This is a genomic window from Leifsonia sp. 10N434 (assembly GCF_056394405.1).
On record NZ_JBFTHV010000003.1, the window covers coordinates 302,566 to 317,602 of the forward strand.

Sequence of the window (15,037 nt, forward strand, 5' to 3'; positions counted from 1 at the left end):
GATTCGACCGGGCGCGGCCGGGGCGCTGGTCGTGCGTTATCGCGTCGCCAGCGCCGCGCGTCGTGCGCTTCGGCACGATCGAGCAGCTGCGTGCTAGCCCTTCTCGTCGATCGCCGCTTCGAGTCGCTCGATCTTCGCGTCGAGTTCGCCAGAGTACCCCGGCCGGATGTCGGCCTTGAGCACCAGCGACACCCGCGACCCGTAGGCCCCGACGGCCTCGGTGGCGCGGCGGATGACATCGAAGACCTCGTCCCATTCACCCTCGAGCTCCGTGAACATCGACGTCGTGCGATTCGGGAGCCCCGACTCGCGAACGATCGCGACCGCCGCCGCGACCGCGTCGTGCACGGATGCGTCCGCGCCCTCTCCGCCGCTCGGCGCCACTGAGAATGCAACCAGCATCGTTCCTCCTCGGATCGCTTCCAGCCTATCCAGCGTCGAGGCCGCCGATCGAGGGGTCCAGACACGCCGGGCTCTGTCACGCGACGCGGCGTGCCGGGACCCCTCGATCCCGTGGCCGGGTGCACGCGTGCGCGGTCAGCGTTCGGCGGGCACGTCCTCCGGTTCGTCGGCGAAACGCTCCGCCGACCGGAACGGCCAGACATGGCGCGGCAGCTCGTCGAACTCGGCACCACGCCGGCCGCGCCACAGCGCCGCCACCGCCCAGCCCAGGATGACGAAGAACATCAGGTTGCGCGCCGTCAGCACGACCAGCATGACCGGCTGCGCGGTGAGCACGAGCCCGTACAGATAGGGGTAGATGATCTGCGTGAGCGCCGCCGTCACCGTGACGAGCACCGCCGGCGTCCGGAAGCCGCGCCCCTGGTACACAAGACCGATGACGATCGGCGCCGCGAGCCACGTGACGTACTGCGGCGAGCCCACCTTGTTGAAGGCGATGAATGCTGCGACGAACGCGAGCGACAGCTCCGGCAGGATGCGCGTGACCGGCGCTCCACGACGCACGGCCCGGATGCCGATCAGCAGCACCACGGCGACGCTCACCGCGAGCAGCGGGTTCATCAGCGCGCCCGCTGTCGTGCTGCCCGCCCCGGTGACCTGGAAGGTGAGCAGCTCCCTGTCGTAGTAGATGACCGCCTCTGGCACGCCGAGCGCGACCTGCCACATCCAGATGGTGCTGACCGGCGCCTCGATCTGCAGCCCGCGACCGGTCTGCATGGTGATGAAGCTGAATACGTGAGCGCCGGAACCCAGCGCGAGCGCCACGATGACGAGGATCAGGCTGGTGACGGCCGCGTAGCCCAGGATGCGCCACCGCGTGCGGAACGCGACCAGCGCGGCCGCGATGAGGGCTGCCGGCCAGACCTTGATCCAGGTGGCGGCGGCGAGCATGACGACGGCGGCCTTCTCATGGAAGGTCAGCCAGAGGAGTCCGATGATCGCCAGCGAAGCCGACACCGCATCCAGACGTCCGATGGCGATCGGCCCGAGCAGGAGCAGGAACGCCAGCCACCACCACGCGACCGCGATGCGGCGGCGGTCCCGGCCGATGATCAGCACGGCGAACGCGGCGGCGTCCAGCAGCAGCACCATCGTGAGCCATCCGCCGGTGTAGCCGTCCGCCCCGAAGAGCAACGGCAGCATGATCGGGACCAGCGCGCCGAGCGGATACACCCAATCCGTCTGGATGCCGACGACCGAGGTGCCCTGCGCCGCCAGCTGCGCCCAGGGTTTGTACACGAGGTACACGTCGCCGAGGGGCATGCTGTTCGTGTCGAGGCTCAGCCAGCCGACGATCAGGTGCACGAGCAGGAATGCGATCCACAGCGTGAGCGGATTCGAGAAGAAGCGGCGCGCGTCGCTCGGCACCTCCGGCGCCGGAGCCGGTGCCGGATCGATCCCCATAGTCGCCCATCGTAGCGGGCCGCGCTGTCGGGAACGGGTCAGCGCCGGCTAGCGCCCGGCGAGCAGTTCGCGCACCGTCGCCGGGAGCGCCTCCGCGACGTCGAGGGCGGCGATCGGACCGCCCTGGGACGCCCGTTGCCCGGCCCGTCCGTGCACGAAGGCGGCCGTCGCCGCGAGCGCAGGCACGGCGGATGCGCTGCTCGCCGCGATCTCGCGGGCGTGCGTCGCCAGCAGCGCCCCGAGCACGCCGCCGAGCACGTCCCCGCTGCCCGCCGTCGCGAGCCAGGCCGGCCCGGCCTCGACCGAGAACCGCGAACCGTCGGTGCCCGCGATGTACGTGGTGTGGCCCTTGAGGAGCACGGTGACACCCAGGCTCTCGCTGGCGCGCACGGCCCACGCACCGGGATCGGCAGCGATGTCGTCGGCGGTGACGGCATCCGAGTCGTCGTCGGCGGCCGCGGCCAGCACGGTCGCCAGCTCGCGGTAGTGCGGAGTGATCACGACCGGGCCCGTCGCCTGCCCGACCAGGTCGAGCGCACCGGCGTCGATCACGAGCGGGGTGCCGTCGCGGAGCGCTGTGCGCAACCGCACCGCGTCCTCCTGCGGCCGGGAGCCTGCATCCATGCCCGAGCCGATCAGCCACGCCTGCACCCGTCCGACGGCGGTCACGACCTCCGGGCGGCGGTGCAGCACGAAGTCCGCGGCGCGAGGGGCGCCGACGTAGCGCACCATCCCGAGGCCCGTGCGCACCGCGGCCTCGACGCCGAGCACGGCGGCCCCCGGATACTGCTCCGAGCCGGTGACCACGCCGAGCACGCCCCGCGTGTACTTGTCGCCGGCGTTGTCGGGCACGGCGATCCAGGGCGCAGACTCCACAGCGCCCCATGCCGACCAGTTCTCCACCGCTGCACCGCTCCGCCGTTGTGCGTCCATCCCTCCACGATAGGTTGAAGTCCGAGGAAAGAGGTCAGCGATATGGGCATCAGCATCCCGGGCAAGGTCATCGTGTTCGACTACGGCGAGGTCATCTCGGTCACGCCGAGCGAGGCCGACCGTGCGGCGCTGGCCGGAGTCGCCGGTGGTGATGCCGAAGTGTTCTGGCCGGCGTACTGGCGGCACCGCGACGCCCTCGACCAGGGCACGATGAGCATCCGCGAGTACTGGCGCGGCATCGAGCACGAGATGGGCGAGCAGTGGGGCGATGCGACGATCCATCGCCTCTGGCTGGCTGATTTCCGCAGCTGGCTGAGCATCGACCACGACACCCTCCAGGTGCTCCTCGATCTGCAGGCGGGAGGCACGCGCATGGCGCTGCTCTCGAACGCCGGGCGCGACTTCGGGTCGTACTTCCGACACGGCACCCTCGGCGACCTGTTCGAACAGGTCTTCGTCAGCGGGGAGCTCGGCACCATCAAGCCGAGCGCCGACATCTTCGAGATCGTGCTGACCGAGCTGGGCATCACCGCCGAGAACATGGTCTTCATCGACAACAAAGAGGTGAATGTGAGGGGCGCCGAAGCCCTGGGCATCGCCGGACACGTCTACACCGACGCCGCCGATCTCCGGGCATACCTGGAGTCCCTCGCGGCTTAACACTCTCGACGGGCGCTTTCGGCGACGAGGGCGCTCGCGTTCGGCGACCATTCGCACCATCACGACGGGAAGTCTGCATGCCCACCCTCTTCGATCCCCTCACGCTGCGCGGCGTCACGATGCGCAACCGCATCTGGACCTCGCCCATGTGTCAGTACTCGGTGCTCGACCAGTCGGGCGTACCGCAGCAATGGCAGCTCGTGCACCTGGCGTCCTTCGCCGTCGGCGGCAGCGGGCTCGTGTTCACCGAAGCGACCGGCGTCAGCCCCGAGGCCCGCATCTCACCGCGCGACACCGGCATCTGGAACGACGAGCAGCGCGACGCGTGGAAGCCGATCGTGGAGTTCATCGCATCACAGGGCGCCGTGCCGGGCATCCAGCTCGGGCATGCCGGCCGCAAGGCCTCGAGCTGGCCGGCCTGGGGCTTCACGGGGCGCACGGGAACAGTCCCTGTCGCCGACGGCGGATGGACCGCCGTCGCTCCATCGCCGGAGGCGTTCGGCGACCTCGACGTTCCGCGCGAGCTCGACGTGGCCGGCATCGATGCCATCGTCGACGACTTCCGCACCGCGGCCCGCCGTGCGGTCGAGGCAGGATTCCGGGCGATCGAGCTGCACGCCGCGCACGGCTACCTGCTCCACCAGTTCCTCTCCCCCATCGCCAACCACCGCACCGACGAATACGGCGGATCGCTCGAGAACCGGGCCCGCCTGCTGCTGCGGATCGTCGAGGTCGTCCGCGGCGAGATCGGCGACGAGCTGCCCCTGTTCGTCCGCTTCTCCGGCAGCGACTGGACGCCGGGCGGCTGGGACGAGCAGCAGACGGCGACCGTGGCCGGCTGGGCGCAGAACGCGGGTGCCGACTTCTTCGACATCTCCAGCGGTGGCATCGCCGGCGGCATCCGCATCCCGCTCGGCCCGGGCTACCAGGTGCCCTTCGCCGAGCACGTCCGCAGTTCGGCCGAGGTCGAAGTGAGCGCAGTAGGGCTCATCACGACACCGCAACAGGCCGCGGAGATCGTCGCGACGGGCAAGGCCGACGCGGTCATGCTCGCGCGCGAGCTCCTCCGTGACCCGCACTTCCCGCTCCGCGCCGCGCACGAACTCGGCGAGCAGCTGACCTACTGGCCGCCGCAGTACGAGCGAGCGCGCTGGCGCGACTGACGCCGACAGGGCGCCGCCAACACGCCGGCGCTGACATCGGCGAATCCGACGGCTACAACCGCTGCGAGACGCAGAGGATGTTGCCCTCGCTGTCGAGGAACCAGGCCGCCCTGTCACGCGGTGACGTGGCCACCCCGTTCTCCGTCTTCAACCCCGGAAAGTCGTAGTCCTCGAAGACGACGCCCCGCTCCCGCAGGTGCGCCATCGTGCCGTCGAGGTCGTCGGTCGACCATCCCAGCGCGGTGTTCTGCGCCGTTCCCGCGTTCGGCGTCTCGTAGATCTGGATCTTCGCGGCACTGTTCGTGCCGAAGACGGCGTAGCCGTCCCCTGTCTCCTCTGGTTCGAGCTCGAGCTTGTCACGGAACCACTCCGTGGCACGCTGCAGGTCCGAAGCAGGAAGGACCGCGTAGATCGGAAACTTCTCCAACATGAGCATTGCTCCTTTTCCGCTTCTGCGCGTTACGCTACTCGGCCCCCGCGGGCGCCGACACTGGAAAAGAGGTTCTAGCTCGAGCGCCTACGAGCGCCGGGTCGCATCCTGAACTTCGCCGACCAGCTCCTCGATGATGTCCTCCAGGAACAGCACGCCCGTCGTCTCCCCGCTCGCATCGACGACGCGCGCCAGGTGTACCCCGGAGCGCCGCATCGCGGCGAGCGCATCCTCGAGGTCGCTGTCCGTGAAGACCGTGACCAGGCGGCGGATGCGCTTGGCCGGCACGGGCAGCTCGAACCCGGTCTCCTCCAGATCGAGCACATCCTTGAGATGGAGGTACCCGGTCGGCTCGCCCGACGCATCCGGAACCACGTAGCGCGAGAACCCGTTCTTCGTGACGGCCCGCTCGACGTCGGCCGGCGTGGGCGACGGCGGGAGCGTGATCAACGAGTCGAGTCCGAGAGCGATGTCGCGCACCTTCTTCTCGGTGAACTCGAATGCCGCCGTCAGGGCACCGGTGCGATCCATCAGCAGACCCTCGCGAGTCGACTGACTCACGATCGTGGCGACCTCGTCGAGCGTGAACGTGCTCGCGGCTTCGTCCTTCGGCTCCACCCCGAACAGGCGGAGCACCGCGTTGGCCGAGGCGTTCAGCGCGACGATGATCGGCCGCACCGCGCGCCCGATCGCCACCAGCGGAGGAGCGAGGAGGAGAGCCGCACGGTCGGGCATGGAGAACGACAGGTTCTTCGGCACCATCTCGCCGAACACCACGTGCAGGAACGACACGAGCACCAGCGTCACGATGAAGGCGATCGTGCCGATGACCTCGTCCGGCCAGCCCGTGAGGTGCAGCGGCCCCTCGAGCAGGTGGTGGATCGCCGGCTCCGACACGTTCAGGATCAGCAGCGAGCACACGGTGATGCCGAGCTGCGTCGTCGCGAGCATGAGCGTCGCGTGCTCCATGGCGTACAGCGCCGTCTTCGCGCTGCGCTTGCCGCGCTCGGCCTGAGGCTCGATCTGCGAGCGTCGCGCCGAGATGACGGCGAACTCCGCGCCGACGAAGAAGGCGTTGACCGCGAGCAGCACGACCAACCAGACGATGCCTGCCCAGTCACTCATTGTCGGCCTCCCCCGTCGCGTCGGGGTCCGGGGTGTAGCGCATCCGATCCACGCGTCGCCCCTCGAGGCGCTCGACACGGAGCGTGCCGCCGTCGATCTGCACCTCGTCGCCGACGACGGGCAGCCGGCCGAGCTCGTTCATCACGAAGCCGGCGACCGTCTCGTACGGGCCGTCGTCGGGAACGGTGACCCCGGCACGCTCCTTGAGCTCGTCGGGGCGCAGGATGCCGGGGAAGGTGAGGGAGTCGCGGCCGCGCACCACACCGGCCCGCGTGCGGTCGTGCTCGTCGGCGACCTCGCCCACGATCTCCTCGACGAGGTCTTCGAGAGTCGCGATGCCCGAGGTGCCGCCGTACTCGTCGACCACGACTGCCATCTGGTAGCCGCGTGCGCGCAACTCGCCCAGCAGGGTGTCCAGATGCATCGTCTCCGGAACCCGCAGCGCGTCGGTCGACAGCGCGGAGACCGGAACCCGCGCCCGCCGGGCGCGAGGCACCGCGACCGCCTGCTTGACGTGCACGATTCCGGCGACATCGTCGACGTCGTCATCGATCACGGGGAACCGTGAGAAGCCGGTGCGGCGGGCGAGGTCGAGCACCGACTGCGCCGGCGCGCCGCGCTGCACCGTGACGATGCGCGGCCGCGGGGTCATGACGTCCGAGGCGGTGTGCCCGGCGAAGGACAGTGTGCGGCTGAGCAGGGTCGCGGTGTCGGCCTCCAGCACGCCGGCACTGGCCGAGCGCCGCACCAGCGACGACAGCTCCTCCGCGGTGCGCGCCCCGGAGAGCTCCTCCTTGGGTTCGATGCCGAACAGGCGCAGCACGCCGTTGGCCGTTCCGTTCAGAAGGGCGATGAAGGGCTTGAAGATCGCCGTGAACACGGTCTGGAACGGGATGACCAGCTTGGCCGTGGCGATGGGGAGCGCGAGCGCGAAGTTCTTCGGGACCAGCTCGCCGAGGATCATCGACAGCAGCGTGGCGACGACGATGGCGACGGTGGTCGCGATCGGCGCCACGAAGCTCTCCGGGAGACCGATCGACCGCAGCGGCGCATCCAGCAGGGTGCTGATCGCCGGCTCCATCGTGTAACCGGTGAGCAGCGTGGTCAGCGTGATGCCCAGCTGGGCGCTCGACAGGTGCGTCGAGGTGATCTTCAGAGCGGCGATCGTCATGCTGAGCCGCGACTCGCCGCGCTCGCGGCGCGCCTCGAGGTCACCGCGATCGAGGTTGACGAGCGCGAACTCGCTCGCGACGAAGAGGCCGGTCCCGGCGGTCAGCAGCAGGCCGACCCCGAGCATGATCCACTCATACAGCACGACGGTCACCGCGCTTCAGAGCAGCGGATGCAGCGTGTGCCGGGCGAGCGAGGCTCAGCTGGCCGCAGAGGGCCGGCGAAGCCATCGGCCTCGCCGTATCGAATGGGCAGTACGCAGAAGGAGGGTCGTCCATTGTCCCGCCAAGTATACCGACGGCCGGGCCTCGATTCTGGGAAAACGTCGCGCCGCTGCGGGGCGGCCGAACGCGGCGTCTACCAGGAGACCGGCAGCGCCTTGCCCTCCTCGTAGCCGGCCGCCGACTGGATGCCCACCAGCGCGCGCTCGTGGAACTCCGACAGCGACCGCGCACCCGCGTAGGTGAAAGAACTGCGCAGGCCGGTGGTGATCATGTCGAGCAGGTCCTCCACCGACGGCCGCAGCGGGTCGAGGTAGATCCGCGAGCTCGAGATGCCCTCGGCGAACAGCGTCTTGCGGGCGAGCTCGTAGGCGTCGAGGCGTTCGAAACGCCCCTTGACCGCCTTGGTGCTCGCCATCCCCCAGCTCTCCTTGTAGAGCGCACCGGAATCATCCGCGTCGAGGAGACCCGGTGCCTCGATCGTCCCGGCGAACCACGAGCCGATCATCACCGATGCGCCACCGGCGGCGAGCGCCAGCGCCACGTCGCGCGGGTAGCGCACTCCCCCGTCGGCCCAGACGTGCGCGCCGAGCTCGCGCGCGGCCTGCGACGTCTCGAGGACGGCGGAGAACTGCGGACGGCCGACCGCCGTCATCATCCGGGTCGTGCACATCGCGCCCGGTCCGACGCCCACCTTCAGGATGTCGGCGCCCGCCTCGACGAGGTCGCGCACGGCCTGGTCGGTCACGACGTTGCCCGCGGCGATCGGCAGCCCGAGGTCGAGGCTCTTGACCGTGCGGATCGCCTGACGCATGCCGTCCTGATCGCCGTGGGCCGTGTCGATGACGAGCACGTCGACACCGGCAGCGGCCAGTGCCTTCGCCTTGCTCGCGACGTCGCCGTTGATCCCGACGGCGGCGGCCACGCGCAGGCGCCCGTGGGCGTCGAGCGCCGGCTGGTAGATCGTCGAACGCAGTGCGCTGCGCTTGCTGAGGGTGCCAACGACGCGGCCGTGCTCCAGGACGGGCGCGAACTCGAGGCCCGCGGCATCCATCACCTCGAAGGCGGCGCGGCCGTCCGGGATGTCCTCGGCGTCGAGGGCGGTGAGCGCACCGTGCAGCAGATCGCCCAGCCGGGCATCCGGGAGCGCCGAGCCGAGCTGGCCTGCCGAGAGGGCGCCCAAGAATTTGCCGTCGGCATCGTGGATCACGATGCCGTGCGCCTCCACGGCGGGGACGTGCCGGAGGGCGTCCGCCACCGTCTCGTCGGCAGCGAGCGCGTACGGGGTGTCGAACGCGACCGGCTGGTCTTTGACCCAGCGGATGGCGTCGTCGAGATCCTGCAGGTGCATGTCCTGCGGGAGCACCCCGAGCCCGCCACGGCGCGCGAGGGTGGCGGCGAGGCGTTTGCCGGTGACGGAGTTCATGTTCGCCGAGATGATCGGGATGGTCGCGCCCGTGCCGTCGTCGGGCGCGAGCGACACGTCGAGGCGGCTCGTCACGGACGACCGGGAGGGGACGAGGAACACGTCGGAGTAGGTGAGATCGTGGCGCGGAGTCGTTCCATAGAACTGCATGGGAATAACGCTATCCCTCCCGCCTGAGCGCCTGCACCCGCCGCTCGATGGGATTAGGCTTGATCACTGGATGGAAACGGGTGGTCAGAGCCGCCCGGTCGAGACGAATCAACGGAGAGAGTGGGCGATCGGCTGTGTCGAGCCAATTGACCGGAGTGGGAACCGACGACGGATCGTCGGGAGAGTTCGGAGCCAACGAATGGCTGGTCGATGAGCTGTACGAGCAGTTCATCGTCGACAAGAACTCTGTCGACAAGTCCTGGTGGCCGATCCTCGAGAACTACCAGCCGACCGTGAAAGACGACGGCGCGCAGTCCTCGATCCCGTCGCCGGACGAAGCCCCGGCGCCCAGCCCGGCCGAACCGGCCGCGCCGACTCCGAGCGAGCCGACCGTGCCGAGCCCGGCCGAGCCCACCGTCCCGTCGCCCACCGAGCCCACCGTGCCATCGCCCACCGAGCCGAGCACCCCTGCCCCGGCGGAGCCGAACACGCCGATCTCCGGCTCGGCCCCGCTCACCGCACCCATCCCGGTGATCGGCGCCCAGCCCGTGGCCCGCACGACCTCGATCGCGCCCAAGCCGCAGCCGGTTCCGGCCGATGCGCCCGTCACCTCGCCCCAGCAGGTCGTCTCCGCCGACGGCGAGCCCGCCGAGGAGCCGCAGGACAAGGTCACCCCGTTGCGCGGGATGTCCAAGACGCTGGCCACGAACATGGATGCGAGCCTCACGGTCCCCACCGCGACCAGTGTCCGCACCATCCCGGCCAAGCTGATGATCGACAACCGCATCGTCATCAACAACCACCTCAAGCGCGCCCGCGGCGGCAAGGTCTCGTTCACCCACCTCATCGGCTGGGCGATGGTGCAGGCGCTCAAGGAGTTCCCGAGCCAGAACGTCTACTACGACGAGGTCGACGGCAAGCCGTCGGTCGTCGCCCCCGCGCACGTCAACCTGGGCATCGCGATCGACCTGCCCAAGCCGGATGGCACCCGCTCGCTGCTCGTCCCCAGCATCAAGCGCGCCGACACGATGGGCTTCGGCGACTTCCTCGCCGCCTACGAAGAGCTCGTCGGCCGCGCCCGCAACAACAAGCTCACGGCCGCCGATTTCGCCGGCACCACTATCTCGCTCACGAACCCGGGCGGGATCGGCACGGTGCACTCCGTTCCGCGTCTGATGAAGGGCCAGGGCGCGATCATCGGCGCCGGCGCCCTCGAGTACCCCGCCGAGTTCCAGGGCTCCAGCGAGAAGACCCTCGCGGGCCTCGCCATCGGCAAGACGATCACCCTCACCAGCACCTACGACCACCGCGTCATCCAGGGCGCCGGCTCGGGCGAGTTCCTCAAGATCGTGCACGAGATGCTGATCGGCAAGCGCGACTTCTACGAGCACATCTTCGCCGCCCTGCGCATCCCCTACGACCCGATCCACTGGGCGCCCGACATCAGCGTCGACCTCGCCAGCGCCGTCGACAAGACGGCCCGCGTGCAGGAGCTCATCAACTCGTTCCGCGTCCGCGGCCACCTGATGGCCGACATCGACCCGCTCGAGTACAAGCAGCGGTCGCACCCCGACCTCGACATCGCCAGCCACGGCCTCACGTTCTGGGACCTCGACCGCGAGTTCGTCACCGGCCAGTTCGGCGGCGACAAGCGCAAGATGCTGCTGCGCGACATCCTGGGCGTGCTGCGCGACTCGTACTGCCGCACCGTCGGCATCGAGTACATGCACATCCAGGACCCGGCCCAGCGCAAGTGGATCCAGGACAAGGTCGAGCGCGGCTACGAGAAGCCGTCGCACGACGAGCAGCTGCGCATCCTCGGCAAGCTCAACGAGGCCGAGGCCTTCGAGACGTTCCTGCAGACCAAGTACGTCGGTCAGAAGCGCTTCAGCCTCGAGGGCGGCGAGTCCACCATCGCGCTGCTCGACGCCATCCTTCAGGGAGCGGCGGAGTCCGGCCTCGACGAGGTCGCCATCGGCATGGCGCACCGCGGCCGGCTCAACGTGCTCACCAACATCGCCGGCAAGACCTACGGTCAGATCTTCCGCGAGTTCGAGGGCACGCAGGACCCGCGCACCGTGCAGGGGTCCGGCGACGTCAAGTACCACCTCGGCACCGAGGGCACCTTCAAGGCGGCCGACGGCGAGGAGATCCCCGTCTACCTCGCGGCCAACCCGTCGCACCTCGAAGCCGTCGACGGCGTGCTCGAGGGCGTCGTCCGCGCCAAGCAGGACCGCCGTCCCCCGATGACCTTCCTCACGCTGCCGATCCTGGTGCACGGCGACGCGGCGATGGCCGGTCAGGGCGTCGTCGCCGAGACCCTCCAGATGTCGCAGCTGCGTGCGTACCGCACCGGCGGAACCATCCACGTGAACATCAACAACCAGGTCGGCTTCACCACGCCCCCGACGGAGTCCCGCTCGTCGGTGTACTCCACCGACGTGGCCAAGATGATCCAGGCGCCGATCTTCCACGTGAACGGCGACGACCCCGAGGCCGTCGTGCGCGTCGCCCAGCTCGCGTTCGAGTACCGCCAGGAGTTCAAGCGCGACGTCGTCATCGACCTCATCGCCTACCGCCGCCGCGGTCACAACGAGGGCGACGACCCCTCGATGACGCAGCCGCTGATGTACAACCTCATCGAGGCCAAGCGCTCCGTGCGCCGGCTCTACACCGAGGCCCTCGTCGGTCGCGGCGACATCACCCAGGACGAGTTCGAGCAGGCGCACCGCGACTTCCAGGAGCGCCTCGAGCGTGCGTTCATGGAGACGCATGCCGCGCAGACCCACTCCACCCCGGTCATCGCAGACGACCCCGACGCCGTCGCCGACCTGGAGCGCCCCGTCGCCCAGCAGGGCGAGGACGGCTCGGGCGAGCCGGAGACCACCGGTGTCAGCGAGCAGGTCGTCCACCTCATCGGCGACGCGTTCAACAACCCGCCCGCCGGCTTCACCGTGCACCCCAAGCTGCAGCAGCTGCTCGCCAAGCGCGGCGACATGAGCCGCAACGGCAGCATCGACTGGGCGTTCGGTGAGTTGCTCGCCCTCGGTTCGCTGCTGCTCGAGGGGACCCCCGTGCGCATGGCCGGTCAGGACACGCGTCGCGGCACGTTCGTGCAGCGTCACGCCGTGCTCCACGACCGCACCAACGGGCAGGAATGGCTGCCGCTGGCGAACCTCAGCGACAACCAGGCGCGATTCTGGATCTACGACTCGCTGCTCAGCGAGTACGCGGCGATGGGCTTCGAGTACGGGTACTCGGTCGAGCGCCCGGATGCCCTGGTGCTGTGGGAGGCCCAGTTCGGCGACTTCGCCAACGGTGCCCAGACAATCATCGACGAGTTCGTCTCCTCGGCCGAGCAGAAGTGGGGCCAGCGCTCGTCGCTCGTGCTGCTGCTGCCGCACGGCTACGAGGGTCAGGGACCGGACCACTCGAGCGCCCGCATCGAGCGCTACCTGCAGATGTGCGCCGAGAACAACATGACGGTCGCCCGTCCTTCGACGCCCGCGTCGTACTTCCACCTGCTGCGCCGCCAGGCGTATGCCCGGCCTCGTCGTCCGCTCGTGGTCTTCACCCCGAAGGCGATGCTGCGGCTGCGCGGCGCATCGAGCGCGGTCGAGGACTTCACCCAGGGCAAGTTCGAGCCCGTGATCGACGACGCGCGCATCAGCGACCGCGGCGCCGTGAAGCGCGTGCTGCTGATGGCAGGCAAGATCTACTATGACCTGCTGAACGAGCTCGACAAGAACCCCAACCCGGAGATCGCGCTCGTGCGCGTCGAGCAGTACTACCCGCTGCCCGCCGCCGACCTGAAGGCCGTCGTCGCGTCCTACCCCAACGCCGAGCTCGTCTGGGTGCAGGACGAGCCGGAGAACCAGGGTGCCTGGCCGTACATGATCCTCGAGACCTCCAAGCTGGGCCCGCGCCCGCTCGGTGTCATCTCGCGTCCGCCGTCGGCAGCGCCCGCCGCCGGCTCGGCCAAGCGCCACGCGCAGGAGCAGAGCCTGCTCATTCAGCGGGCTCTCACCCTCTGATCCACGGCGCACCGAAGGGTGCCCGACGCGCCGGATCCAACGATCCGGATGCGGCGGGCACCCTTCTTTCGTGGCGAACGGCGGGCGTATGGTGACGTCATGACCGTCATCACGCACCATCGGTTGGGCGAGCCCTGCTGGGTCGACTACTCCAGTTCGGATCTCCCCGCGTCACGGGCCTTCTACACGGGTCTCTTCGGCTGGGAAGCGGAGGAGGGGCCGGCCGAGTACGGGGGCTATCTCACGTTCCGGTCGAACGGCCGCGCGGTAGCCGGGATGGGCAGCGTGATGGGCGAGCAGCAGCCGAACCTCTGGACGACGTACCTGCTGGTCGAAGACGCAGAGGCGACGGTGACGTCCGCCGTCGACGCACGCGCTGAGGTACGGGCACCGACGATGACGGTCGGCGACAAAGGCGCCATGGCCGTGCTCGGCGATCCGGGCGGCGCCGCGGTCGGACTCTGGGAGCCGGGACTCTTCCGCGGCTTCGAGGTCGTGGCGGAGTCGGGCGCACCCGCCTGGCACGAGCTGTACGCCCGTGACTATCCCGCGCAGTTCGACTTCTACACGTCGGTGTTCGGCTGGCACACCGAGATCCTGGGCGACACGGCCGACTTCCGCTATGCGACATTCGGACCCGAGGGCGCCCCGACCGGCGGCATCTACGACGCGGACAAGGTGCTGCCCGACGGCGTCCCCTCGCACTGGACGATCTACTTCGGCGTCGACGACGCCGACGCGGCCTGCGCGCGCGTCCTGGAACTCGGCGGCACCGTCATCCGCGACCCGTGGGACAGCGAGTTCGGGCGGTTCGCGCAGGTGAACGATCCGCTCGGCGGCATGTTCCTGCTGCACCACATCGGCAGCGGGGGCGCGCCCTCCGCGTAGGGCCCAGGTATTCGGGACGCTGGATCGTCAGCAGCGGTCGGTCAGTGCGTGGCCTGGATCGCGCGGATCCGCAGCAGCACCTCGGTGCGCAGCGTGGCCGGAGCCGTCTCCTTGCATGCCCGCTGCACCACCTCGGTGAGCACCACGCTCAGGTGCGCCTCGTCGGAGCATCCGTCGCAGTTGGCGAGGTGCTCGCGGATGTCGGCTGCATCTTCGCGGCACAACTCGTTGCGAAGGTACTCCTCGAGGTCTTGCTTGGCTTTGTCGCAGCCGCAGTCGGTCATTTCGTGCTCCTGGGGGTCTGCACGGCGGTGAGTCCCCGCTCGTGCGCGTAATCGTTGAGAAGCTCCCTCAGCATCCGGCGGCCGCGGTGCAGGCGGCTCATCACGGTGCCGATGGGGGTCTTCATGATGTCGGCGATCTCCTGGTAGGAGAACCCTTCGACGTCGGCGAAGTACACGGCCATCCGGAAGTCCTCCGGAATGGCCTGAAGCGCGTCCTTGACGGCACTGTCTGGCAGGTGGTCGATCGCCTCGGCCTCGGCGGAACGGCTGGACGACGCGGTGGTGGATTCCGCCCCGCCGAGCTGCCAGTCCTCGAGTTCGTCGATCGTCCCCTGATAGGGCTCGCGCTGCTTCTTGCGATAGGTGTTGATGAACGTGTTCGTCAGGATGCGGTACAGCCAGGCCTTGAGGTTGGTGCCCTGCTGGAACTGGCGGAACGCCGCGTACGCCTTCACGAAGGTCTCCTGCACCAGGTCCTGCGCGTCGGCAGGGTTCCTGGTCATGCGAAGAGCTGCCGCATAGAGCTGGTCCATGTACGGAAGTGCCTGCTCCTCGAAGAGGGGACCGAGGTCTCCGGTTTCGGGCGCGTCTGTGTCGGTGGTCATCAGTGGCCAGTCTAGTTCTGCCAGTGCATCCACACTGGGAGAGTCCAGAACGGCGGTGAGGGATGCCACGGACTGTCCTTCC

At 69.2% G+C, this 15,037-nt stretch carries 13 protein-coding genes; 4 read left to right on the forward strand and 9 right to left on the reverse strand.

Annotated elements, in window-relative coordinates:
- Positions 1 to 93: 93 nt before the first annotated feature.
- The 3 genes from AC1DB1_RS10730 to AC1DB1_RS10740 all read right to left on the reverse strand — a co-directional run bounded on the left by AC1DB1_RS10730 (position 94) and on the right by AC1DB1_RS10740 (position 2,799).
- Positions 94 to 402, reverse strand: a complete 309-nt coding sequence (locus AC1DB1_RS10730; RefSeq protein WP_477200757.1) for a thiamine-binding protein — start codon at positions 400 to 402, stop codon at positions 94 to 96.
- Positions 403 to 537: 135 nt separating this feature from the next.
- Positions 538 to 1,866 (reverse strand): hypothetical protein, encoded by a 1,329-nt coding sequence (locus AC1DB1_RS10735; protein ID WP_477200758.1) that lies wholly within the window; start codon positions 1,864 to 1,866, stop codon positions 538 to 540.
- Between the two features lie 48 nt (positions 1,867 to 1,914).
- Positions 1,915 to 2,799 (reverse strand): ADP-dependent NAD(P)H-hydrate dehydratase, encoded by an 885-nt coding sequence (locus tag AC1DB1_RS10740; protein ID WP_477200759.1) that lies wholly within the window; start codon positions 2,797 to 2,799, stop codon positions 1,915 to 1,917.
- Positions 2,800 to 2,841: 42 nt separating this feature from the next.
- Between AC1DB1_RS10740 and AC1DB1_RS10745 the strand changes: the two genes are divergently transcribed.
- The gene (locus AC1DB1_RS10745; RefSeq protein ID WP_271176306.1) at positions 2,842 to 3,459 is read left to right on the forward strand and encodes an HAD family hydrolase; all 618 of its coding nucleotides are present in this window, start codon (positions 2,842 to 2,844) and stop codon (positions 3,457 to 3,459) included.
- 77 nt (positions 3,460 to 3,536) lie between these two features.
- Positions 3,537 to 4,622, forward strand: coding sequence for an NADH:flavin oxidoreductase/NADH oxidase (locus tag AC1DB1_RS10750; protein WP_477200760.1), 1,086 nt, complete (start codon positions 3,537 to 3,539; stop codon positions 4,620 to 4,622).
- A 52-nt stretch (positions 4,623 to 4,674) separates the two neighbouring features.
- Here the strand turns inward: AC1DB1_RS10750 and AC1DB1_RS10755 are convergent, their stop codons facing one another.
- The 4 genes from AC1DB1_RS10755 to guaB1 all read right to left on the reverse strand — a co-directional run bounded on the left by AC1DB1_RS10755 (position 4,675) and on the right by guaB1 (position 9,144).
- Positions 4,675 to 5,052 carry a VOC family protein gene (locus tag AC1DB1_RS10755; RefSeq protein ID WP_271176304.1) on the reverse strand — a complete coding sequence of 126 codons (378 nt, stop codon included), beginning with the start codon at positions 5,050 to 5,052 and terminating at the stop codon, positions 4,675 to 4,677.
- A gap of 87 nt (positions 5,053 to 5,139) precedes the next feature.
- Complete coding sequence (locus AC1DB1_RS10760) at positions 5,140 to 6,177, reverse strand: hemolysin family protein (RefSeq protein ID WP_477200761.1); 1,038 nt, start codon at positions 6,175 to 6,177, stop codon at positions 5,140 to 5,142.
- Entirely contained in the window at positions 6,170 to 7,474 is a 1,305-nt protein-coding gene (locus AC1DB1_RS10765) for a hemolysin family protein (RefSeq protein ID WP_477200851.1), read from the reverse strand. The genes AC1DB1_RS10760 and AC1DB1_RS10765 overlap by 8 nt, the downstream gene beginning before the upstream one ends.
- Positions 7,475 to 7,704: 230 nt before the next feature.
- Positions 7,705 to 9,144 (reverse strand): GMP reductase, encoded by a 1,440-nt coding sequence (gene guaB1 / locus AC1DB1_RS10770; RefSeq protein WP_477200762.1) that lies wholly within the window; start codon positions 9,142 to 9,144, stop codon positions 7,705 to 7,707.
- Between the two features lie 134 nt (positions 9,145 to 9,278).
- Between guaB1 and AC1DB1_RS10775 the strand changes: the two genes are divergently transcribed.
- Positions 9,279 to 13,178, forward strand: a complete 3,900-nt coding sequence (locus AC1DB1_RS10775; protein ID WP_477200763.1) for a multifunctional oxoglutarate decarboxylase/oxoglutarate dehydrogenase thiamine pyrophosphate-binding subunit/dihydrolipoyllysine-residue succinyltransferase subunit — start codon at positions 9,279 to 9,281, stop codon at positions 13,176 to 13,178.
- 99 nt (positions 13,179 to 13,277) lie between these two features.
- Positions 13,278 to 14,066, forward strand: a complete 789-nt coding sequence (locus AC1DB1_RS10780) for a VOC family protein (protein WP_477200764.1) — start codon at positions 13,278 to 13,280, stop codon at positions 14,064 to 14,066.
- A gap of 41 nt (positions 14,067 to 14,107) precedes the next feature.
- Here the strand turns inward: AC1DB1_RS10780 and AC1DB1_RS10785 are convergent, their stop codons facing one another.
- Both AC1DB1_RS10785 and AC1DB1_RS10790 read right to left on the reverse strand, forming a co-directional pair.
- Positions 14,108 to 14,350: a zf-HC2 domain-containing protein gene (locus tag AC1DB1_RS10785; protein ID WP_271176299.1), complete on the reverse strand. Its 243-nt coding sequence runs from the start codon at positions 14,348 to 14,350 to the stop codon at positions 14,108 to 14,110.
- The gene (locus AC1DB1_RS10790) at positions 14,347 to 14,955 is read right to left on the reverse strand and encodes a sigma-70 family RNA polymerase sigma factor (protein ID WP_271176298.1); all 609 of its coding nucleotides are present in this window, start codon (positions 14,953 to 14,955) and stop codon (positions 14,347 to 14,349) included. The genes AC1DB1_RS10785 and AC1DB1_RS10790 overlap by 4 nt, the downstream gene beginning before the upstream one ends.
- Positions 14,956 to 15,037 lie beyond the last annotated feature (82 nt).

Coding starts and splice junctions, on each gene's coding strand:
- AC1DB1_RS10730 (WP_477200757.1), bottom strand. CDS start 402: ATGCTGGTTGCATTCTCAGTGGCGCCGAGCGGCGGAGAGGGCGCGGAC.
- AC1DB1_RS10735 (WP_477200758.1), bottom strand. CDS start 1,866: ATGGGGATCGATCCGGCACCGGCTCCGGCGCCGGAGGTGCCGAGCGAC.
- AC1DB1_RS10740 (WP_477200759.1), bottom strand. CDS start 2,799: ATGGACGCACAACGGCGGAGCGGTGCAGCGGTGGAGAACTGGTCGGCA.
- AC1DB1_RS10745 (WP_271176306.1), top strand. CDS start 2,842: ATGGGCATCAGCATCCCGGGCAAGGTCATCGTGTTCGACTACGGCGAG.
- AC1DB1_RS10750 (WP_477200760.1), top strand. CDS start 3,537: ATGCCCACCCTCTTCGATCCCCTCACGCTGCGCGGCGTCACGATGCGC.
- AC1DB1_RS10755 (WP_271176304.1), bottom strand. CDS start 5,052: ATGTTGGAGAAGTTTCCGATCTACGCGGTCCTTCCTGCTTCGGACCTG.
- AC1DB1_RS10760 (WP_477200761.1), bottom strand. CDS start 6,177: ATGAGTGACTGGGCAGGCATCGTCTGGTTGGTCGTGCTGCTCGCGGTC.
- AC1DB1_RS10765 (WP_477200851.1), bottom strand. CDS start 7,474: ATGCTCGGGGTCGGCCTGCTGCTGACCGCCGGGACCGGCCTCTTCGTC.
- guaB1 (WP_477200762.1), bottom strand. CDS start 9,144: ATGCAGTTCTATGGAACGACTCCGCGCCACGATCTCACCTACTCCGAC.
- AC1DB1_RS10780 (WP_477200764.1), top strand. CDS start 13,278: ATGACCGTCATCACGCACCATCGGTTGGGCGAGCCCTGCTGGGTCGAC.
- AC1DB1_RS10785 (WP_271176299.1), bottom strand. CDS start 14,350: ATGACCGACTGCGGCTGCGACAAAGCCAAGCAAGACCTCGAGGAGTAC.
- AC1DB1_RS10790 (WP_271176298.1), bottom strand. CDS start 14,955: ATGACCACCGACACAGACGCGCCCGAAACCGGAGACCTCGGTCCCCTC.